Source organism: Micromonospora sp. NPDC005174 (assembly GCF_040608495.1).
GTDB lineage: Bacteria > Actinomycetota > Actinomycetes > Mycobacteriales > Micromonosporaceae > Micromonospora.
This window is the reverse complement of sequence record NZ_JBEXIJ010000045.1, coordinates 4,998-26,513: the sequence shown is the minus strand read 5'-3', so window position 1 is coordinate 26,513 and position 21,516 is coordinate 4,998. Positions and strand designations below refer to the sequence as shown.

Genomic DNA, 21,516 nt, shown 5'->3' with positions numbered 1-21,516 from the left:
GTGCGGGCCCTCGCGCATGCGCCATCAGGCCCGCTCGCCAGCCTCAGCCGATCGGTTGACCGGTCACCGCGCTGATCAGCACCGTGGAGAGACCACCGCCGACCACCGCCGCGGCGAGCGCGATCGTCGCCGACCGCCACGTCGTGCCGACCCGGCGCAGCAGCGCCGCCACCACCAGACTGCTCGCCAGCGCCAACCCGAACCGCGGCGAGCCGGCGAGCAACGACTCCAACGCACGGGACCGCGCGGAGTCGCAGCCGCCCCCACTGATGTCGGTGACACAACCGGCGGGCGCCTGCCCGTCCAGCGTCAGCAGCCACAGGAAGATCAGCACCGCCGGCACCACGTAGCAGGCGGTGGTGTACAGCAGCGGCCGGACGGATCCACCGGGATCAGGGTCGAGGAGGTCGTCCTCCAGACGCCGCGCCCAGCCGCCCGTCGCCACCGACTCGACCCGCCGCCGCACCGACGCCGTACCGACAGGCGCCCGGTCCGCCCGACGCACGGCACCGACAGGGGGTACGGGAACACTGCGCGGCCGCGGAGCGGTGTAACCCACCACCGGCGAACGAGGCGCGGACGTGGTCGAATCCATCCAGCGCGGATCGTCACCGGACAGCCGCGTACCGGACCAGAAACTGCTGTCCCGGCTCGGCCATCCCTCCGTCAGACGATCCGAGCGGGGTGGCAGCGTCCGGTCCCACTGGTCGTCCTCGACCGCGGACCGCTCCCACTGGCCGGTGCGGTCCGACCGCTCCCAACCACCGACACTCTCCCCCTGGGACCACTGCCCGCTCAGGTCCGTGGCGTCCGGGCCGGGTGGCGGCCACGCGTGCACACCCGACGCGTCCCACGGGTCCACGGCGGGCGCGTACGACGGATCGGGCTCCGCCGGCCGCTCCGACCGACGTTCCCAGGGATCGACCGCCGGACGGGTCCACGACTCCTCTGCCGCGCGTCGGCTGCGCCGCGTCGGCCGGCTCACCTCCGGACGGGACGCCGTCTCGGCCGAGCCTGCCTCCAGATCTCCACCGGACCAGATCACCTGGGGACGACCGGCCGGCGCACGACGGGGACGACGGTCGGAGGCCACGCCGGAAACCGGCTCCTCCGCTGAGTCGGCGCGCCGACGGCCCGCGTACCCCTGATCCTGGAGACGGTCGAGCGTCCACTCCCGGGTGTGGTCCGAATCGGGGCCCGCGCCGATCGCCCGCTGTTCACGCCGACCGCTCGCGTCGGCCCGTCGCCTGCCGGTCGCCTCGGCACCACGCCAGCCGGCACCGGAACTCGGGCGCTCAGGCTCGGCCTCGACATCGTCCTCATCGGGCGCGGCATGCCGGCCACCACCGTCAGCCCGTCGAACCCCCGACTCCAGCGCCCATCGCGGCAGGTAGGCGTCGACCGGTTCGTCCTGCCCACGATCCCGCGCACGCTGCCGGCTGGAGGTGCGGTAGCCCGCGTCCTCGTCGTAGGGGTCGACCGGAGCGGGCAGCGCAGGCTGACCCCACGAGGCGGTTGGCGGACGCTCGCGCGGGCTGCCCTCCCCGCGTCCCCAGTCCCGGTAACTCACGGCCGGAGTGTGACCCTTCTGAACCCAAAGCGTAATCCGCTGTCCAGGTGTAGCCGTTCGCTGGAGATAGTACGGGAAGATCGTGTCACAGAACCGACCGAAATATTCTCCTCCACAGGCTGGGGACCGCGTTTTGCCTGTTCAAAGGCTTGCAGCCGAGAATTCCCCAACGGTTGTCCACAGCCTGTGCACACCCTGCGCACATGCTCGTCCACCGGTTTCCACAGGTTGTCCCGAGGCTCATCCACCGAGCCTGTTGAGTCGCTGACCTCGGGGTCCGTATGGTTGGCCCTCGACCGCCGGCGCGATGGCCCCCGATCGACCGGCTCGGTCGAGAGAACTGTCGTACCTCGGCGGTAGAGCTGGGACCAGATCCGACGCAGTGGAGGGGGGACCGGTGTCGGTCACCGACGACATGCGGGCGGAGGCACGGTCCGGCAACGGTCAGCCACCCGGGCAGCGGGACGGCCAGTTCGACAAGACCCCACCCCAGGACGTCGCCGCCGAGCAGTGCGTCCTCGGCGGCATGTTGCTCTCCAAGGACGCCATCGCCGACGTCGTCGAGATCCTCAAGACCAACGACTTCTACCGACCGGTGCACGCCACCATCTTCGACATCATCCTCGACATCTACGGTCGGGGTGAGCCGGCCGACTCGATCACCGTCGCGGCGGCGCTCGCCGACTCCGGGGATCTGGTACGCATCGGTGGCGCGCCGTACCTGCACACTCTCATCGCCAGCGTGCCCACCGCCGCGAACGCGGCGTACTACGCCCGGATCGTCAGCGAGCGCGCGGTGCTGCGCCGGCTCGTCGAGGCCGGCACCAAGATCGTGCAGCTGGGTTACGGCACCGCCAGCGGCGGCAGCCGCGACGTCGACGACGTCGTGGACCTTGCCCAGCAGGCCGTCTACGACGTCACCGAACGCCGGGTCAGCGAGGACTTCGCGATCCTGGCCGACATGCTTCAGCCGACGCTGGACGAGATCGAGGCGGTTGGCGCGCAGGGCGGCGTCATGACCGGTGTGCCAACCGGTTTCAGCGACCTGGACCGGCTGCTCAACGGCCTGCACGCCGGCCAGTTGATCATTGTGGCCGGCCGGCCCGGTCTTGGCAAGGCGCTCGCGCTCGACACCCCGTTGCCGACTCCCACTGGCTGGACCACGATGGGTGAGGTCGGGGTGGGTGATCAACTGCTGGCGGCGGACGGCCGCCCCACCACGGTGACGCACGCCTTCGACGTCATGCACGGGCGTCCCTGCTATGAGGTCGAGTTCTCGGACGGCACCGTGATCGTGGCGGACGCAGAGCATCTCTGGAAGACGACCAGCCGGGCCAGCCGACGGCAGAAGCCGAGCCAGCAGAGGCGGTACTGGCCGGAGGAGTCGCTGGTCAGGGTGCGCGCTGCGGACGAGAGGTACAGCGGGGCGGGGAACCAGCCCATCCCGTTGTTCGAAGCTGTGGAGCAGATCGGGCCGGAGTTCCGCCACGTCCTGCAGACTGTTGCTTCCGAGGTCGGTTCGATTGGTCGGCTAGCCCGTCCCACTGTTCGTAATGGGAAGCCGCGCAACTGGACCGCGCCCGGTTACCCGTCCGGGACGCTGCTGGATGCTCTCCTCCGCCGGGCTGACCGCACGGCGTCGGCTAGCACTCAAGTCGAGCACGACGCCGTGGTCACCACTGCTGAAATCGTTGCCACGTTGCGTACCGACACTACCGAGCGACGGCTCAACCATGCGGTACGGAACACCGCCCCGCTCTGCCTCCCGGAGCGGCAGCTACCGATTCCGCCCTACACCCTCGGGGCCTGGCTCGGCGACGGGCACAGTCACGCCAGCCGGCTCACCACGGCTGACGCTGAAATGCTCCACGGCTCTTTCCTCGGACTGCTGCGTCAGACCGGGGTAGCGCAGACAAAGCACATCCCGGCCGCTTACCTGCGCGCCTCCGAGGTCCAGCGCCGGGCGCTCCTCGCGGGCCTGATGGATACGGACGGCACCGTCGCCCCAGCCGGGAACTTGCAGTACACGTCGACCTCGAAGCGGCTGGCTGATGATGTTCGCGAACTCATCGTCAGCCTCGGCTACCGTTGCACCGTCAACGCCACGCCGGTACGCGGGCGTACCCCCGAGTCGTCGATCGCCTACACGTTGAACTTCTCCACGCCCGATGCGGTCTTCCGACTCAAGCGGAAGCGGGACGCGCACGCCGAACGCCGCCGTACCGCCTCGGACGTGCGCACGACATCCCGCTTCATCGTCGACGTCCGCCAGGTGCCCAGCGTGCCGGTCCGCTGCGTCACAGTGGACAACCCGGAACATCTCTACCTGGCCAGCCGGGCGATGATTCCCACCCACAACAGCACCGCCAGTATGGACTTTGCCCGAAATGCTGCTATTCGCGCCAACCAGGCGGCCGCGATCTTCTCGCTGGAAATGAGCAAGGTCGAGATCGTCATGCGACTGCTCTCGGCCGAGGCGCGGGTGCCGCTGCACGTGCTGCGTAGCGGCCAGCTCTCCGACGACGACTGGACCAAGCTGGCCCGGTGCATGGGCGAGATCAGCGAGGCGCCGCTGTTCGTCGACGACACCCCGAGCATGAACCTGATGGAGATCCGGGCCAAGGCGCGCCGGCTCAAGCAGCGACACGACCTCAAGATGATCGTGGTCGACTACCTCCAGCTGATGACCTCGCCCAAGCGCACCGAGAGCCGGCAGCAGGAGGTCGCCGACCTTTCCCGCGGCCTCAAGCTGCTGGCCAAGGAGGTCGAGTGCCCGGTCATCGCGGTGAGTCAGCTCAACCGTGGCCCCGAACAGCGCACCGACAAGCGCCCGCAACTGTCTGACTTGCGCGAATCGGGATGTCTCACTGCGGATACCCGGGTCGTTCGTGCAGACAACAACGCGGAGATCACGCTCGGCGAACTGCTGTCGAACCGGACGAAAGACATTCCAGTCTGGGCCCTCGACGAGGGTCTTCGCTATACCCCCCGCACCATGACCCACGTCTTTCCGAGCGGCACCCGTGAGGTGTTCCGGTTGACGCTGGCCTCAGGCAAGCAGATCGACGCAACGGCGAACCACCCCTTCCTTGCCTTCACGGGATGGGTGCCGCTGGGTGAACTGGCACCGGGGGACCGCGTCGCCACGCCACGACACCTGCCGCCCCCGATGACGATTCGCCCGTGGGCTGAGGCAGAGGTCGTCATGCTGGCGCACCTGCTGGGCGACGGCTCCTTCGTGCGACGTCAGCCGATTCGCTATGCAAGCCGGGACGAGTTGAACCTGCACGCGGTGGCAGAGGCAGCGAAACATTTCGGCATCACCGCCCTGCGCGACGACTATGCGGCCGCGAGGGTGACCACCCTGCGGCTGCCTGCCCCCTTCCGGCTGGCCCGAGGCCGACGTAACCCGATAGCGGAGTGGCTGGACGGCTTGGGCCTCTTCGGTCTGCGCTCGCACGAGAAGTTCATCCCGTCCTCGGTCTTCGGACTTCCCAAGGAGCAGGTGACCGTCTTCCTGCGGCATCTCTGGGCCACTGACGGCTCGGTCACCGTCAACAGTTCAGGCCGCGGCGGACGGGTCTACTTCTCGTCCACGAGTCGGCGAATGTTGGAAGACATCTCCAGGCTGCTTCTGAGGTACGGCATCACCGCCCGTCTCCGGGCCGTGCCGGTGGTTGGCCACCGTCCCCAGTACACGCTCGACATCTCCGGCCGGGACGACCAGTTGAGGTTCCTGCGTGAGGTCGGAGTCCACGGCCAGCGGTCGGAGGGTTGTGCTGCTCTGCTCGCCGCCCTGGAATCGACGGAGAGCAATACCAACGTCGACACGGTCCCCCGCGAGGTCTGGTCCAAGGTCAAGGAAATCCTGGTCGAGCAGGGGATGTCCCACCGTGAGTTCGCGAAGGCCATCGGCACCCAGTTCTGCGGCAGCACGCTCTGGAAGCACGCGCCCAGCCGCTCTCGGCTCGCGGCGGTTGCTGCGGTGCTCGACTCTGCCGACCTCGACCTGCACGCGACCAACGACATCTTCTGGGACTCGATCGTGTCTATCGAGCCGATCGGTGAGCAGGAGGTGTTCGATGCGACAGTTCTCGGTACACACAACTTCGTGGCGAACGGCATCGCCACCCACAACTCGATCGAGCAGGATGCGGACGTTGTCATCCTGCTGCACCGCGACGACTATTATGACAAGGAGTCACCGCGGGCCGGGGAAGCGGACTTCATCGTTGCCAAGCACCGAAATGGTCCGACCGACACGGTGACGGTCGCGGCCCAGCTGCATCTGTCGCGATTCGTCGACATGGCCATCGGCTGATCGGCGCCCGAGAACACATTCGTCCGGGCCGACCGATCGAGGTAGGCGTCACCCCAGGCTGAGGTCGTGCTCCTCGAGAGCGGCCTGGATGATGTCGAGCGCCTTGGGGCCCATGCCGTGTAGTGCGGCCAGTTTCGTACGGGGCACCCCGGCCAGCTCGCGCAGAGTCGTGTAGCCCGCATTGTGCAGAGCGCGCGTGGCCGGCGCACCGATCTTCGGCAGCGTGTCGGTTGAAGGTTTCACGTCTTCCTCGTTCATCACGTCACCCCAACAGGGGGAACCAGCCTGCCGCCTCGCCCAACTCCAGCCGGTCCCGATCGGTGAGGGCGATGCGGCCGGTCGCCTTCAACAGGAAATCCCGATCATCCCACCCGGCGGGGCGGACCGCCTCGTCGCTCAACAGGCCGTCCATCGTGGACACCGCGATGCGCACCGCCAGTGGTCCGGGTGGGGGCGAGGTCGGCAGCTCCGGCATGAGGTCCAGGTGGTGCACCACGGCCTCGGTGGTGAGGGTGGCCAGGAAGTCGGGTACGCGTAGCACGTGCCCCTGCGTGGTCACGTACCCCTCGGGGTCTGCGCATGCGGCCGCGCGGACCGCCGCCGGTGCGGTCTCCTGCCAGAGGCGGACGATGCCGCTCGGCCGGTCGAAGGCGGACGCCGACCGCCGGATCCACCAGGCGTGTCCGGTGGCCTGGTCGTCGCCGGCGGGGAAGTCGCGCCAGTAGGAGACGTCGTCCACGTCGGCGGGACCGTCGACCGGGCTGGCCAGGGCCACCAGTGCCCGCTGGGCGTCGCCGAGCACGTGCAGGAGCAGATCGGCGACGAGCCAGCCTCGGCACCGGGTGGCTCGTTGCAGGTCAGCGTCGTCGCGGCCGTCGACCACCGCGGTGATGCCGTCGTACGCCTCGGCGAGGGCCTCGTCCGGCCGGGTGACGGTCATGCGATGCAGCCTCGCACGGACCGCCGCGTCAGCCAATCGCTCGGGGCCGGCGTTGCCCGGGTCGACCGCGTGTACCGACCCGGGCGGGAGCTTCGGCCGGACTCAGCCGAACATCTCGTCGAGGAAGCTCTTGCGCTTCTTGTGCCGGTAGTGGCCGTGGTAGCCGTGGTGCTGCTGCTGGTGGCCGTAGGCGGGCGCCGGCGGGTAGCCGTGCGCGGGCGGTGGGGGCGGGGGCGGCGGGACGGCGCCGTAACCGGGCTGGTGCTGGACGGGCGGGGGCGGAGGCGGCGGGTAACCACCCTGCTGCTGTGCCGGCGCAGTCGGCCCGGCCTGCTGGCGACTCCAGTTGGCCTCTGCCTCGAACAGCTTCTCGAGTTCGCCGCGGTCGAGGAAGATCCCCCGGCACTCGCCGCACTGGTCGATGACGACGCCGCTGCGCTCGTATTGACGCATCTCGCCGCGACACTTGGGACAGATGAGGTCACTCATCACCCGACGGTACCCGGTCGACCTAGGCGATTGCTGTGAGCGCCTCGATGACTTCGTCGTCGGAGACCTCGTGGAAATCGTCGTAGTAGACGCTGACCGAGCCGAAGTCAGGCGGGCGCTGGGCGCAGACGACCTGGTCGGCCTCGGCGGCCAGCAGTTCGTACGCCTCCTGGGCGCCGACCGGCACGGCCACCACGACCCGGCGGGCGCCGAGCCGGCGGGCGACCTCGACGGCGGCACGGGCGGTCGCGCCGGTGGCGAGACCGTCGTCGACGATCACGGCGACACGTCCGGTGAGGTCCAGTGGCGGGCGGCCACCCCGGTAGAGCCGCTCGCGGCGCTCCAGTTCGGTCTGTTCGCGGTGGCTGACCTCGGCGATGTCGTCGCTGCTGAGGCGGCTGGCGATGGCGTCGTTGAGCACCTGCACCCCGCCCGGGCCGAGCGCGCCGAAGGCGACCTCGCGCGCCCAGGGCATGCCGAGCTTGCGGACGACAAGCACGTCGAGGGGGGCGCCGAGCCGTTCGGCGACGACCCGGGCCACCGGTACGCCGCCGCGGACCAGGCCGAGGACGACGGCGTCCGGCTCGCCGACCAGGGCGGTGAGTCGCTCGGCGAGCACCCGTCCCGCATCGGCGCGGTCTCGGTACGTGGTCATGTCTTCAGGTGTACGCCGTGCGGCGTGGTTGCGCCCGCCGGTTACGCCGATGTGGTCCGACCGGGCAGGTGCTCGGACGTCGGAGAGGTCGGTGCGGCCTCCGGGCGGTGCAGGGCGGGTGCCCACACGAGCAGGGCCAGCGGGTACAGCAGATAGCCGAACCGGGTGGAGGGCATGAGGGTGATGGCGGCGAGTAGCCCGTACCCGCAGATCAGCGCGCTGGTCGCGGCGGTCCCGGGCGGGCGGCGCGCGAGCCGGACGGCGATGGCCGCGCCGGCCGCGACCAGGAGGGCGGCGGCGATCAGCCGGCCTCCGGGCAGCGCGGTGGCGATCAGGTAACCGGGGAACGGGGATTGCGCCGGGCTGGTGACCAGGCCGTGGCCGAGCGGGAAGCGCAGCACGTTCTCGGTCAGCGCGTCGCGGTCGACAAGCAGTGCCGGAACGAGGGCGACCACGGGAAGCCCGATCGCGCCGGCTGCGACCCGGATACCGGCTTGCCGGGTCAGACCCCAGACGATCAGGACCAGGGCGATCGGCCAGGCGAACAGCTTCAGCGCGCCGGCCAGTCCGACCGCGAGGCCGGCCCGGCCCGGCCGCCCGGCGGCGGCGAGCGCGAGGGCGAGCAGGCAGAGGGCGAGTACGGGTAGGTCGTCGCCGCCGGTCGCCAGGGTGAGCGCGCAGATGGGCAGGACGGTGGCGGCCTGCACTGCACGCAGCAGGGCGGCGTCACGCCGGCGATCCCCGCCGAGGGTGGCGGGCGCGGCGCGCAGGGTGGCCACCGCCAGGGCGAGCGCCACCGCGGTGCCCACCGCGAACCACACGCGGGCATCGGTCCACCAGGTGTCGGCGAGTGCCCTGGGCAGGCCGAACATGGCCATGCCCGGCTGGTAGGGCGTGTAGCCGAGCAGTTGTTCACCGGTTGGCAGGGCGGCGATCGCGTCCCGCCCGAGGTACGGCGTGCCGTGTTCCAGCAGGCGGATGCCCGCCTGCTCGACCACCAGTACCTCCTCCTGTGCCCGGTCGGTACGTCCGTTGGCCCGTTCGACGCTCTGCCAGAGCACGGGTGACAGTGCGGTGGTCACCCAGGCGAAACCGGTCACCACCCAGCGGGAGGCGAGGCCGACCAGCCGGGGGCTGCGCTGGCGCACGACGAGTTGGACGACCACCGCGAGCGTCGCGACCAGGTAGCCGGCGGCGGCGACGGCACCCCAGGCGCGGTGCGGCAGAAGTGTCGACGTGCTCGCGGTGATCGCCGCGAAGAGGGCCGAGACGGAGTAGAGGCCCAGGTCGAGGGCGAGTCCGCCGGCGGCGGTGTCGATCGTCCGCCAGCGCTGGCGGACGGCGGTCGGGGCGTCGGCGATCACGGGCGCCAGTCTGGCAGACCTCGTCGTTGACCTCGCTGTCCGCATGGCCGGGCCTCGGGCCTGGGAGCGCTGGCGCGCGTGCTCGCTCAGGCCGGGAGGTGCCGGTCGGGGCGGGAGCGGCCGGACTGGCGGCGGGTCTGGTTGAGCCGGATCACGGCGCCGCTGTCGTGCAGCGGCGGTGCCAGGAATCCGGGTTGACCCCCCGACCCGCGCTGCAACGCGGCGAGCAGGGTGCCGGCTGGCATCGGCCGGGCGAACAGGTGGCCCTGGCCGGCCGCGCAGCCCAACTCCCAGAGGGCGCGCCGCTGCGGTTCGCTCTCCACGCCCTCGGCCACCACCGCCAGGTTGAGGCTGCGGCCCAGGTCGAGGGTGGAACGGATGACGGCCGCCGCCTCGGCCGAACTCTCCATCGTCGTCACGAAGCTGCGGTCGATCTTCAGCTCGTGCACGGGTATCCGCGAGAGCAGCGAGAGTGAGGAGTAGCCGGTGCCGAAGTCGTCGAGCGCCAGCCGGACGCCCTCGTCGCGTAGCCGGCTGAGCACCCGGTCGACCACGTCGAGCTGGCTGAGCGTCAGCGTCTCGGTCAGCTCCAGCACCAGCCGCTCCGGCGGGAGGTCGTGGGCGCGCAGTCGGGCCAGGACCGAGCCGGGGAAGCGCGCGTCGAGCAGGCTGCGCGGCGAGACGTTGACCGCGACCGGTACGTCGAAGCCGGCGTCGCGCCAGTCGGCCGCGGCGATCAGTGCCTGGTCGAGGATCGCCTCGGCGAAGGCCGGCAGCATTCCGGAGCGCTCCACCGCCTCCAGGAAACGCAGCGGATCGATCAGCCCGTGGGTGGGGTGATGCCAGCGGGCCAACGCCTCGGCGCTGGTCACCTCGCCGGTGCCCAGGTCGACGATCGGTTGGAAGTTGACGATGAACTCGTGATCGGCGACCGCGCGGGGCAGATCACCGCCGAGGGTGAGACGGTTCAGGTCGGCGGTGTCCCGCGTCGGGGCGTACGTGGAGATCCGCTGGCCGGCTCGCTTCGCCTGGTACATCGCCACGTCCGCGCGGCGCAGCAGCTCGGCCATCCCGCCGCTGGCGGGGGCCACGGAGATCCCGCCGCTGGCCTCGACGCTGATCCGCATCCCGTCCAGCTCGAACGGCTCGTGCAGGGCGGCGAGCAGCGTCTCGGCCCGGTGCGCGGCCACCGCCGGGGCGGGCAGCCCGCGCAGGAGTACGGCGAACTCGTCGCCGCCGAGACGGGCCACCAGATCGCTCGACTGGGCGGCGTCACGTAGCCGGTCAGCGACCTGGACCAGCACCTGGTCGCCGGCAGCGTGGCCGAGGGTGTCGTTGACCTCCTTGAAGTGGTTGAGGTCGATCAGCACCAGGGCCGTCACCCCGTCGGCGTGCCGGGCGCTGAGCTGCGCGGTGCCCTGGTCGAGCAGGTGCCGGCGGTTCGCGAGGTCGGTGAGCGCGTCGTGCGCGGCGGCGTACGCGTGATCGTTGGCCACCCGGGCCAGCTCCGCGTACGCCTGTGCGTTGCGGACCGCCGTGCAGAGAGCCGAGGCGAAGGTACGCAGCGTGTACTGCTCCCGCTCGGACAGCTCGACCGGCCCACGGAAGCGCAGGCGCAGGACGCCGACGTCGACGGAGCGGTCGTGGCCCTCGAGCGGGGTGGGCACGATGGTGCCGTCCACCTCGGTGACCGTGTCGGTCGGCCCGTCGAAGGTGATGCCACCGGTGGCGCCGCGGACGGTGCGCCCACCGTCGCGCAGCTCGATCTCGACCTCGTCCGCGGAGAACAACTCGGCGGCCTGGGTGACGGCGGTGGTGAGCACGTTGTCCAGGTCCACGACGTTGAGCGCGTCGGTGGTGCGGGCGAGTCGCTGCCATGCCTGCTGCTCGGTGCGGCCACGGATGCGTGCCGAGTAGGCGAGGTGCAGGCTCAACATCAGTGGCGGGACGGCGAGCAGCAGTCGGGGATCTTCCCGGAGGATGAGAAGCGTGCAGAAGGCCACGATGAAGCGCACGCCGAAGCCGGCAAGCCGCAGGTCAAGGTTGTTCAGGAACTGACGGGCGACAGGTGTGCCGGTGGCCAGCGCGATCACCGGGATCGCCAGCAGATCGTCGAGCAGCGCCGCCACCAGGTAGATCACACCGAGGAGAGAGGCCAGTTCGACCACGCCGGCCGAGGGCCATTGCCAGTGGACGGCCAGCGAGGCGACGCCCGCCCCACCGGCTACCAGGATGTTCTTGCTGACTGCGAAGGCCGCCTTGATCGTCGGCAGCTTCATGATGGCCGACCCCACACCGACGCCGACCCCCGTTGCCAGCACCACCCAGGAGGGTGGTGCGACGGCGAGTCCTATCACGATCGCCGTTTCGACCCAGGCGATGGCGTGTGTGGTGGAGCGGATGCGGATCGGGGCCATGACGATCGTGCCCAGCGCAGTCATGAAGATCAGCGCCACGAACGTCGCTCCGTCGCCAACGGAGACCGGCGGACGGGTCAACACGTTCGCCCCGGCGACGACTGTGGGGACGATTGCCATGACGACGATGAGACCGACGAGCAGCAGGAGCCGTCGATCTGTCCTGGGATTCTGCGGTGACCCCTGGCTCATGAAGCTCCCGTCGTCGCCGACAGTTACCTGTTGACGACGGGAGCTTACCGCTCAGTGCCACCCGGATGTCAGTACCACTCGCTGCCGCGCATTGCATGCTCCCTCCACTCGTCCGGCCGTTTCCGTATTCCGGAACCGTTCTCGTGACGGGGAGCCTAAGCGCAGTTACACAGTTTTAGTAGCAATAAATGTCGGTATGCGCAACATTAGCCAAGCTAGCGAGCTTTGTGACGGTCTGTCCATGCCGCCTGCGCGGAGCGCGGTCGTACTGCACTGGCGATCCGCAGCTTGCGCGCTGCTGCGAGGCTATCGGCGATGCCGCATCCTCCCTAGTGTGGCGACGGTGTTCGGTCGGCCCCATCCGTCAGTTCGGGTCCGGGCTCAATCCGGTCGGGCAGAATCTGGTCTTCCTTGCCTGGTCGGTGTCGGTTCGGGTGACCTGGTCGAGGGGTTGGTGTGAATTGTGGACACCGATAGCCTTTCCCACTGTGATCAGCTAAACACCGATGGGTGTGAATTCGGGGGAACGGTGAAGATCAACCTGCTCGGTGACGTGGAGGTGCTGCTTGCCGAGCACAAGTTGCACCTGGGTACGCCGAAACAACGGGTAATCTTCGCAATGCTCGCGGTCCAACCAGGCCGGTTGGTGACGTTGGTCGATCTCATAGACGAGCTGTGGGTCGATCACCCTCCGCGATCCGCCGTGGCGAATGTGCGGACCTATGCGGCCAATCTCCGTCGAGAGTTCGAGACGTCGGGGCTCGCCGAAGCCACTCTCGTGCGGCAGGGCAACGGCTATCGGCTCACCCTGCGGCCGGAGGTGGTCGATGTCTTCCGCTTCCAGGAGGAGCTGTACGCGGGCCGGGACGCGCTGGGTGCTGGCGACCTGGAGCGAGCGTCGGAACTGCTGGGCCGCGCCTTGGCGCGGTGGCAGGGTCCCATGCTCGCCGGCATTCCGCTCGGACCCGTCCTGACGGCTCGAACCGTCGCCGCGGAAGAGGAGCGCCTTCTGGCGGTGGAACTACTCGCCGAGGTGCACCTCCGTTCGGGACGGGACGACCTCGCGATTCCGTCACTGCGGGAGGTGGCCGCGCGCCATCCGCTCCGAGAGCCGACGTACCGCCTGCTCATGCGTTCCCTGCACGAGCGCGGTGACAGCGCGGAGGCGCTCCTCGCGTACGACGAGATTCGCAAGCACCTGATCAGCGAGTTGGGCGTGGGCCCAGGGGCCAATCTCGAGGAGTTGCGCCGCAGGATCGTCGCCGAGATGCCCAACCGGGTGCCTCTCGACGACAGCCGGCGCGACACGAGGGCTGCGTCCGGTCCGTCGCCGACGGGAGACTCGACACCCAGATCGACCCGCGCGGTCACGCCTGTGGACCACCTGCCCCGTTCGGTTACCGACTTCGTCGGCCGACAAGGCATGGTGGCGCGGCTGTTGGCGGAGACACGACGTGTCGAGAGTCGGGTCCCGGCCGTGCACGTCATCGACGGCATGGCCGGCAGCGGCAAGACGACGCTCGCCGTGCACCTGGCCCGTCGACTCGGTGAACGGTACCCGGACGCCCGGCTGTACGTCGACCTGCGCGGGCACGGTGAGAAGGATGTGATGGCCCCGGCGTCGGCCCTGGTCGTCCTGCTTCGTCAGCTCGGGGTTCCGGCCGAGCAGATACCGATCGACGTGGACGCCAGGACGGAACGCTGGCGACGCGAGCTGGCCCACCGACGGTCGGTGATCATCCTGGACAACGCCGCCGGTAGCGACCAGATCCTTCCCCTCCTGCCGATCGAGCCGACCGCCGTCGTACTGGTGACATCGCGACGCCGACTCACCCACCCGGATCTCGGGGCGTCCCAGTCCCTGCCCGTCATGTCGTCCCGGGAGGGCGTCGACCTGCTGACCCTGAGCGTCGGGCGGGAGCGGGTGGACGCCGAGCCGGAGGCGGCTGTCGAGGTGGTCCGGCGGTGCGGCCACCTTCCGCTGGCGATTCGGCTCGCGGGCGCCCGGCTGGCACACCGGCGCGGGTGGCGGTTGGCGGATCTTGCGGCACAGATGGCCGGCGGTACGTCGGCTCTCCTGCAACTGGGTGGGGAGAACAGCACGATCACCGGCGCGTTCACCGCCTCCTACGAGCCGCTGTCCGAGTCGACGAAGCGGGCCTTCCGGTTCCTGGGCCTGTATCCCGGCAGTCGGTTCGGCCCGATCTCGGTCGCGGCACTGACCGGACTCACCGTCGCGGAAGCGCACGCGGCTCTCGACGACCTCACCGACCGGCACCTGGTGGAGAACCTGAACTCGCGGCAGTACGGCCTCCACGACCTCATGCGTCAGTACTCCGTCGAGCTGTGCACCCACATCGATTCCCCGCAGGAACGCCGGTCGGCCCTGGCCCAACTGTTCGATCTCACGTTGGAAGCGGCACTGCGGATCGCGGAGACCATCGAGCCCCTCGGCATCCGAACTCAGGTGAGTCATCTTCCCTTCGACCGACCCGAGTTGCTCGACGCTCTCGGGGAGCCGAGCGCCGAGTGGTTGGAAGCCGAGCGGGCGGACCTGGTGACGATGGTGGTCTCAGCCCACGAGTCGGGCTTTCACCAACACACCTGGCGGCTGGCTCGCGCGCTGTGGCGATTCTGCTACATCCGGGGGTACTTCGAGGACATCGTCACGACCCACCGGCACGGGCTCGCCGCAGCCGAGGCGACGGGCGACATCGATCCGACCGCGCTGATGCACAACTACCTGGCTTCCGCATACGTCAAGACCGGTGACAACCGGAGGGCTCTCGACCACCTGACCCGCGCGGTCGAACTCTCCAAGGAATCGCAGAACACCTTGAACACCGCGCGCTACCAGGCCAATCTCGCTCCCGTCTACTACTGGAGCGGCCACCTCGCCGAAGCGGTGGAACTCGGTATGGAACGTCTGCGTGACTACAAGGGCTACGGCAGTGTCGGAGTGCCGATGGCGCTACCGAACGTCGGTCTGGCCCTGACGTCACTGGGTCGTTACGACGAGGCGTTGTGGTTGCACCGGCGTCATCTGGCGTGGGCCCGGACGAATTCGAACGAGTTCCACGTGCTCAACGCCCTCAGCCACATCGGGGGCGTACGCGCGCGCAGGGGAGACCTCCCCCAGGCGATCAGGATCCTCAAGGCCTCGCTGGCGCTTCGCGATCGCACCGGTCACCGCTACGGGGAGGCGGAGGTACGCCTGGACCTCGGCATCGCCTATCGCGGTCTGGGTCGTTTGGCGCAGGCACAACAGGAGCACGAGATGGCCCGCAGCCTGGCGGTCGGTTCGGGTGAACGGCACGTCGAAGCCGCGGCGTTGAACGAACTGGGCCGCACCCTACGGGCACGCGGGCTGGACCAGGCGGCTGCCGAGATGCACGGAGCGGCCCTGCGACTGGCGACCCGGATCGCGCACCCGCACGAGCAGGGGCGGGCACTGGCCGGACTGGGCGAGCACTTCGCCAGCGTCGACCCGGCCGAGGCCCGGCGGCACTGGGAGCGGGCGCTGGCGATCTTCGTCCGGATGGGTGTGCCGGAACGCCACGACGTGGAGCGTCGTCTCGCCGAGCTCGACCACCAGACAGGCCGTTGACCTGCTCAGACGTGGCTTATCGATTTCTTATCGCCGGGCTCGGTAGCTTCTGTCGCGTATCGACGAACGGGGGAGGTTCTGCCCCTGGGCAGAACCGGGTCGTCGAGACACGCTCGCCGCCAGGTCTCCCCCCAGAGACTTCGGTGGCGGGTCGTCCGGCCAGGAAGGGGTGATGGTCCGGTGGACTCGCCGTCGCACCCGGCGGAACGCGGTGCCGTCGCCCCTTCCGAGCGCCCGCACGTCGTACCGCACCGATAGGCTCACGGCCGTGACCGAACCCGCGCAGCTCAGCCACGTCGACCTCGCCGGCGCGGCCCGGATGGTCGATGTCTCCGCCAAGGCGGTGACCGGGCGGTTGGCGGTCGCGGCCGGCCGTCTGCGCACCACACCCGAGGTCATCGACCTGCTGCACCGGGACGGGCTGCCCAAGGGTGACGCGCTGGCGGTGGGTCGGCTCGCCGGCATCATGGGTGCCAAACGCACTCCGGAGCTGATCCCGCTCTGCCACCCGATCGCCCTGCACGGCGTCACCGTCGACCTGCGTCTGACGACCGACACCGTGGAGATCACCGCCACCGCCCGCACGGCGGACCGGACGGGGGTCGAGATGGAGGCGCTGACCGCCGTCGCGGTCGCCGGTCTCGCGCTCATCGACATGGTCAAGGCGGTCGACCCGGCAGCCTCGGTGGAGGCGGTCCGGGTGCTGCGCAAGGAGGGCGGCAAGACCGGCGAGTGGGTCCGGCCGGAGGATCGGCCGTGATCCGGGCCCGGGTGATCGTCGCGTCCAACCGGGCGGCGGCCGGCGTGTACGCCGACACCAGTGGGCCGCTGCTCGTCGCCGGCCTGCGTGAGCTTGGCTGTCAGGTCGACGAGCCGGTGGTGGTGCCCGACGGCGAGCCCGTCGGTGTCGCCCTGCGGGACGCCCTCGCCGACGGGGTCGACGTGGTGCTGACCAGCGGTGGCACCGGGGTCACCCCGTCCGATCGGACGCCGGACGTGACCCGGGCTCTCCTCGACTACGAGATTCCGGGCATCGCCGAGGCGATCCGAGCACACAGTCGGGAACGGGTGCCCACCTCGGTGTTGTCCCGTGGGCTGGCCGGGGTGGCCGGCCGAATGCTGGTGGTCAACCTGCCCGGCTCGTCAGGTGGTGCCCGCGACGGACTGGCCGTGCTCGGGCCGATCCTCGGCCACACCATCGACCAACTCCGCGGCGGCGACCACTAACTCAGCGGTCCAGACCGCGCCGGCTGTCGGCCCGTCCCGATAGGCTCGGTCGGTGAGAACGGAAACCACACCAACGGCGGACCGGGTCGCCGCGCCCCCGCCGGCAGGGTGGGAGGAGGCGCGGTCCAGGGTGTACGCGGTCGGCCTGGCCGCCGCCCTGCCCGCCGTCGCCCGTCCGCTCGTCGACACCGACGGTCTGACCCTGGCCGAGCCGTTGACAACCCGCACCGACCTGCCCGCGTTCCCCACCTCCAGCGTGGACGGCTGGGCCGTCCGAGGCGACGGGCCGTGGCGGATCGTCGGCCGGGTGCTGGCCGGCAACACTCCCGGGCCACTCACCGAGGACGGCACGACCGTCGAGATCGCGACCGGAGCCATGGTCCCGGAGGGCGCCAGCGCTGTGCTGCGCGTCGAGGAGTCCACCGTCACCGGCGGCCTGGTCAGCGGCACGCCCCGGCAGACGCCGGAGTGGCGGCAGCCGGGCGAGGAGGCGTACGCCGACGAGGAGCTGCTGCCCGTCGGTACGCCGGTCGACCCGGCGGTGATCGGCCTGGCCGCGTCCTGCGGGCACGACACGCTGCGGGTCCGGCGGGCGCCGCGCGCCGCGCTGCTGGTCTTCGGCGACGAGCTGCTGACGGCGGGTCCGCCCGCGGCGGGCCGTGTACGCGACGCGCTGGGCCCGGCGGTGCCGGCGTGGCTCCGGCGGTACGGCTGCCAGGTCCGCCCCTCGGACGTGGTCGGTCCGGTGGCCGACACGCTGCCCGCGCACGTGGCGGCGTTGCGCGCGGCGCTGGCCAACGCCGACCTGGTCTGCACCACCGGCGGCACGATGCACGGTCCGGTCGACCACCTGCACCCGACCCTGGAGGCGTTGGGCGCCGACTACGTGGTCAACACGGTGGCGGTCCGGCCGGGCTTCCCGATGTTGCTGGCCCGGCTGGCCGATCCAGACGGGCGGGTCCGCTTCGTCGCCGGCCTGCCCGGCAACCCGCAGTCCGCCATCGTCGCGCTGGTGTCACTTGTCGCGCCGCTGCTCGCCGGGCTACAGGGACGCTCGATGCCGGTGTTGCCGCAGGCCACGTTGGCCGAGGCGGTGCCCGGGCGCGGCGACCACACCCACCTGGCGCTGGTTCGTGTGGACCGGGCCGCCGGCACGGCGCATCCGGTGCGGCACGTCGGTTCGGCGATGCTGCGCGGTCTCGCGGGCGCCGACGGGTTCGCCGTTATCCGGCCGGGCACCAGCGGTGCGCAGGGCGACCGGGTGCCGATCGTGCCGTTGCCGTTGCTGTCCGGGGAGCGCGCGTCGTGACCGCGCCGCCGATCACCGTCGTCGAGGTCACCGACCGGCCCCTCGACCTCGCCGCGCACGAGGCGGCGGTCGCCGACCACCGGGCCGGCGCGGTCGTCTCCTTCCAGGGCGTCGTGCGCGACCACGACCACGGGCGTGCGGTGGTGACCCTGGACTACGAGGGGCACCCGAGCGCCGCGCAGATTCTGCGTGAGGTCGCCGCCGAGGTCGCCGCCGACCCCGACGTGTACGCGGTGGCGGTCTCGCACCGGGTCGGATCGTTGGCCATCGGTGACGTGGCGCTGGTCGCCGCGGTGAGCACGGCACACCGCGCTGCGGCGTTCGCTGCGTGCGCCCGCCTCGTCGACGAGGCCAAGGCCCGGTTGCCGATCTGGAAGCGGCAGGTCTTCGCCGACGGCACCGAAGAGTGGGTCAACTGTCCCTGACCGTTCAGCGGCGCCCGTTCACCGCCACTGCCCGGGCGAGTCGTTCGCCGTAGAAGGCCGGCTCGGCGCCGGGTCGCCAGGGCAGTGCCGCCACCAGCACGATCAGGGCGAGGGCCAGCGAGTTCTCCATCAGCGCCCCGAACAGGCCGTCCTGGTAGTGGGACACCTCCGGCAACTGGTGCTCGTACGGCCAGATGGGGGAGACCAGGAACAGCAGATAGAGCCCGACAGCGGCGACGCCGTGCCGGAACCCCGTCAGTGTGGGATACCAGATCGGCGGGCGCAGAGCGTTGAGGCCGCTCAGGCCACCGAACGCCAGACCCTGGCCGGTGCGCTGCGTGAGGCCCCTGCTCGCCTCGCGTCGACGTACGGCCGCGTCGGCCAGCACGATGATCGCCGGGATCACCCAGACCAGATGGTGCGTCCAGGAGATCGGGCTGATCACGTTGGCGGTCAGACCGACAAGCGTGAACGCGGTCAGCTCGTCACCGTCGGCGCGCGAACTGGCCGCTCGGGACAGGCCCACCGCCAGGATCAGCACCGAGAAGGCGAGCCAGAGCAGGCCGGGAGTCTCGATCGAGTCGTACAGCCGGGCCAGCAGGCCGGCGAGCGACTGGTTGGGCGTCATGTCGGCCGCGCCGACCCGCTCGGTCTGCCAGAGCACGCTACCGAAGTACGTCCGTGACTCGTCGCCGACGACCGCGAACGTCCCGATCGTGACGCCGATCGTGGTGCCGATCGCAGTGGCGGCCACCCGCCACTGACGGGTGATCAGCAGGTAGGCGATGAACAGCGCCGGGGTGAGCTTGACGGCGGTGGCCAGGCCGATGCCGGCGCCCGCCCAGGCGCCACCGTAGACGAAGCGCAGCAGCGGACCGTCGGTGGCGGCGTAGTGGGTACCCCGGCGCGAGCGCCACCGCAGTCCGATGAGGTCCGCCATGATCAGGGCGAACAGCAGGAGGTTGACCTGGCCGTAGCCGAGGGTCTCGCGGCTGGGCTCGATGGCGACGGCGAGCGGGACCGCCAGGGCCACGGTGAACCACAGCGGCCAGCCCAACCGGTCCACGATGGGACGCAGCAGTCCGGCCAGCACCAGCGCCAGCGCGGCGATGCTGGCCAGGGCGTTGACCATCCCGGCCGCGCCGATCGGCAGCTGTGCCATGGGCAACATGACCAGCCCGGCGAACGGCGGGTAGGTGAACCCGAGTGTGGTGCCGGGCGCGATGAACTCGTAGAGCTCGTGACCGCTCGCCCACCACGCCACCGCGCCGTGGTAGATCTTCATGTCGAAGAAGTTGTACGGTCGCCCGAACTCGCCGATGGCGAGCCAGGCGGCGTAGGCGACGGCAGCCACGATGACGACCCGCACGACGTTCCTGCGATCGATCCCGCGCGTCATGCGCTGAACTGGGGCGAGGAGGTCCGCCCGTCTACCGACAGCCGTCGGCATGGCGTGGCCACCCCCGTACCAAGGTCGTCCTACCCGTCCAGGTCCTGCACGGAGCCTAGAACGGCGCCTCACGTCAGTGCCTCCCGCGTTATGCGACCGTGTCCGATCCCACACATGTTTTTGACATTTCCACCGCGTTAACGCCTACCGGGTGGTTCAGGTAATTCGCGGCCTTAGCGGGGGGTGGGGGTGACACTGAGAGGCATCGAGGCAGGTCAGCCTGGTAGTCGACGCGCGGTGGCGGCCGACCGGACGGCGATCCGCGCCTCGCGGCGGGCGGTGCGCACCGCGCGTTGCATGGAACGTCGAGAGTGGCCGATGCGGTGACCCGTACGCCAGCGGATGCCGGGCTTGCCACCGGTGTCGGCGGCGGCGAGCAGGAGACCGCCGAACAGCCCCAGGTTCTTCAGGGTGTGGATCTGGTTGTTGTTCTTGGCGATCGGGTCGTCGTTTTTCCAGAACGGATGCCCGGCGATGGTCACCGGCACGAGGGTGCCGGCGAGGACCAGCGCGGCGGGACGGCTGAACCGACCGGTGGCCAGCATCAGCCCCGCCCCGACCTGCACCGCAGCGTTCAGCCGGATCAACGATTCCGTCTCGGTGGGGAAGCTCGGGTGCGCCTTCTGCAACAGCGGCGCGACCTTGTCGGTCACCGGCTTGGCGGCCTGCGCCAGTCGGTGCGGGTCGCGGAGGTTGCGGTACCCCTGGACCACGAAGATGCCGCTCAACATGGCGCGGGCGAGGGAGCGTACGGGCGTCATGGAACAGTCATACCCCGTCGCGGCGTTTGCTACCCGGGCAACCGCCGGATCGGGATCGGTCGGCATGCTCGTGCGCCACGCCGATTCGAGCGACCATCGCTGATGGACGGGGTGTGACGGGTATCGTCGCGCGGGTGACGACGCTGCGGCTCCGTCCCGAAGACCCGGCCGACACCGGCCCGGTGCGTCGGGTGCTGGCCTCGGCGTTCGCCCGCCCGGACGTGCAGACGCCGCCGGAGGTCGGGCTGGTCGAGGACCTCCGGAGCACCGACGCCTGGCTTCCCGAGCTCGCCATGGTCGCCGAGTACGGCGGCGAGGTCGTCGGTTACGCGCTGCTCACCCGAGTGGGGGTTCGGCCCGATCGGGGTGCCGTCGCGCCGGGCCTCGCGCTCGGGCCGGTGGCGGTCGCGCCGCACCGCCAGCGGGTCGGGCACGGCAGCGCGGTGGTGCAGGCCGCCCTGGACGCCGCCACCGAGCTGGGCGAGCGGCTGGTCGTGGTGCTCGGTGCCCCGGCGTTCTACCGTCGCTTCGGCTTCGGGCCGGCCGCCGAGTTGGGTCTCAGCAGCCCGTGGGCCGGTCTCGGTGAGCCGTGGCAGGCGCTGGTGCTGCCGCCGTCCACCAGCGAGGAGGGTGCTCCGCCGCGCGGCGAGGTCGTCTTCCCCGCGCCCTGGTCGAGAGTCTGACCGCGCCGGCCTGACCGCGCCGGCCTGACCGCGCCGGCCTGACCGCGCCGGCCTGACCGCGCCGGCCTGACCGCGCCGGCCTGACCGCGCCGGCCTGACCGCGCCG

Annotated in this window: 16 protein-coding genes; 7 read left to right on the top strand and 9 right to left on the bottom strand. The window is 70.5% G+C overall.

Features of this window, described 5'->3' with window-relative positions; translation table 11 throughout:
- Window positions 1–43 precede the first annotated feature (43 nt).
- Window positions 44–1,570, bottom strand: coding sequence for a hypothetical protein (locus tag ABZU91_RS30555; RefSeq protein WP_355248033.1), 1,527 nt, complete (start codon window positions 1,568–1,570; stop codon window positions 44–46).
- A gap of 307 nt (window positions 1,571–1,877) precedes the next feature.
- Here ABZU91_RS30555 and ABZU91_RS30550 point away from each other — a divergent pair, with 307 nt between their 5' ends.
- Window positions 1,878–5,891, top strand: coding sequence for a replicative DNA helicase (locus tag ABZU91_RS30550; RefSeq protein ID WP_355248030.1), 4,014 nt, complete (start codon window positions 1,878–1,880; stop codon window positions 5,889–5,891).
- Window positions 5,892–5,939: 48 nt separating this feature from the next.
- Here the strand turns inward: ABZU91_RS30550 and ABZU91_RS30545 are convergent, their stop codons facing one another.
- The 6 genes from ABZU91_RS30545 to ABZU91_RS30520 all read right to left on the bottom strand — a co-directional run bounded on the left by ABZU91_RS30545 (window position 5,940) and on the right by ABZU91_RS30520 (window position 11,948).
- Window positions 5,940–6,149, bottom strand: coding sequence for a helix-hairpin-helix domain-containing protein (locus ABZU91_RS30545; RefSeq protein ID WP_355248027.1), 210 nt, complete (start codon window positions 6,147–6,149; stop codon window positions 5,940–5,942).
- 4 nt (window positions 6,150–6,153) lie between these two features.
- The gene (locus ABZU91_RS30540) at window positions 6,154–6,831 is read right to left on the bottom strand and encodes a maleylpyruvate isomerase N-terminal domain-containing protein (protein ID WP_355248024.1); all 678 of its coding nucleotides are present in this window, start codon (window positions 6,829–6,831) and stop codon (window positions 6,154–6,156) included.
- 102 nt (window positions 6,832–6,933) lie between these two features.
- Complete coding sequence (locus tag ABZU91_RS30535) at window positions 6,934–7,320, bottom strand: zf-TFIIB domain-containing protein (RefSeq protein ID WP_355248021.1); 387 nt, start codon at window positions 7,318–7,320, stop codon at window positions 6,934–6,936.
- A 22-nt stretch (window positions 7,321–7,342) separates the two neighbouring features.
- Window positions 7,343–7,975, bottom strand: a complete 633-nt coding sequence (locus ABZU91_RS30530) for a phosphoribosyltransferase family protein (protein ID WP_355248018.1) — start codon at window positions 7,973–7,975, stop codon at window positions 7,343–7,345.
- Window positions 7,976–8,016: 41 nt separating this feature from the next.
- Entirely contained in the window at window positions 8,017–9,336 is a 1,320-nt protein-coding gene (locus tag ABZU91_RS30525) for a glycosyltransferase 87 family protein (protein ID WP_355248084.1), read from the bottom strand.
- Window positions 9,337–9,425: 89 nt separating this feature from the next.
- Complete coding sequence (locus ABZU91_RS30520) at window positions 9,426–11,948, bottom strand: bifunctional diguanylate cyclase/phosphodiesterase (RefSeq protein ID WP_355248015.1); 2,523 nt, start codon at window positions 11,946–11,948, stop codon at window positions 9,426–9,428.
- A gap of 529 nt (window positions 11,949–12,477) precedes the next feature.
- On the opposite strand from ABZU91_RS30520, the gene ABZU91_RS30515 reads away from it, so the two are divergent.
- The 5 genes from ABZU91_RS30515 to ABZU91_RS30495 all read left to right on the top strand — a co-directional run bounded on the left by ABZU91_RS30515 (window position 12,478) and on the right by ABZU91_RS30495 (window position 18,516).
- Window positions 12,478–15,555, top strand: coding sequence for a BTAD domain-containing putative transcriptional regulator (locus ABZU91_RS30515; protein ID WP_355248013.1), 3,078 nt, complete (start codon window positions 12,478–12,480; stop codon window positions 15,553–15,555).
- Between the two features lie 268 nt (window positions 15,556–15,823).
- On the top strand, window positions 15,824–16,315 hold the full coding sequence (gene moaC / locus ABZU91_RS30510) for a cyclic pyranopterin monophosphate synthase MoaC (RefSeq protein WP_355248010.1): 492 nt from the start codon (window positions 15,824–15,826) through the stop codon (window positions 16,313–16,315).
- Window positions 16,312–16,782 (top strand): MogA/MoaB family molybdenum cofactor biosynthesis protein, encoded by a 471-nt coding sequence (locus tag ABZU91_RS30505; protein ID WP_355248008.1) that lies wholly within the window; start codon window positions 16,312–16,314, stop codon window positions 16,780–16,782. The genes moaC and ABZU91_RS30505 overlap by 4 nt, the downstream gene beginning before the upstream one ends.
- Window positions 16,783–16,834: 52 nt before the next feature.
- Complete coding sequence (locus tag ABZU91_RS30500) at window positions 16,835–18,091, top strand: molybdopterin molybdotransferase MoeA (protein WP_355248005.1); 1,257 nt, start codon at window positions 16,835–16,837, stop codon at window positions 18,089–18,091.
- A complete protein-coding gene (locus tag ABZU91_RS30495; protein ID WP_355248002.1) occupies window positions 18,088–18,516 on the top strand; it encodes a molybdenum cofactor biosynthesis protein MoaE in 429 nt (142 codons plus the stop codon). Before ABZU91_RS30500 ends, ABZU91_RS30495 begins: the two co-directional genes overlap by 4 nt.
- A gap of 4 nt (window positions 18,517–18,520) precedes the next feature.
- Here the strand turns inward: ABZU91_RS30495 and ABZU91_RS30490 are convergent, their stop codons facing one another.
- Window positions 18,521–19,966, bottom strand: coding sequence for a glycosyltransferase 87 family protein (locus ABZU91_RS30490; protein WP_355247999.1), 1,446 nt, complete (start codon window positions 19,964–19,966; stop codon window positions 18,521–18,523).
- Window positions 19,967–20,181: 215 nt separating this feature from the next.
- Window positions 20,182–20,727, bottom strand: a complete 546-nt coding sequence (locus tag ABZU91_RS30485; RefSeq protein ID WP_355247996.1) for a DoxX family protein — start codon at window positions 20,725–20,727, stop codon at window positions 20,182–20,184.
- Window positions 20,728–20,861: 134 nt separating this feature from the next.
- Here ABZU91_RS30485 and ABZU91_RS30480 point away from each other — a divergent pair, with 134 nt between their 5' ends.
- Window positions 20,862–21,410: an N-acetyltransferase gene (locus ABZU91_RS30480; protein WP_355248081.1), complete on the top strand. Its 549-nt coding sequence runs from the start codon at window positions 20,862–20,864 to the stop codon at window positions 21,408–21,410.
- Window positions 21,411–21,516 lie beyond the last annotated feature (106 nt).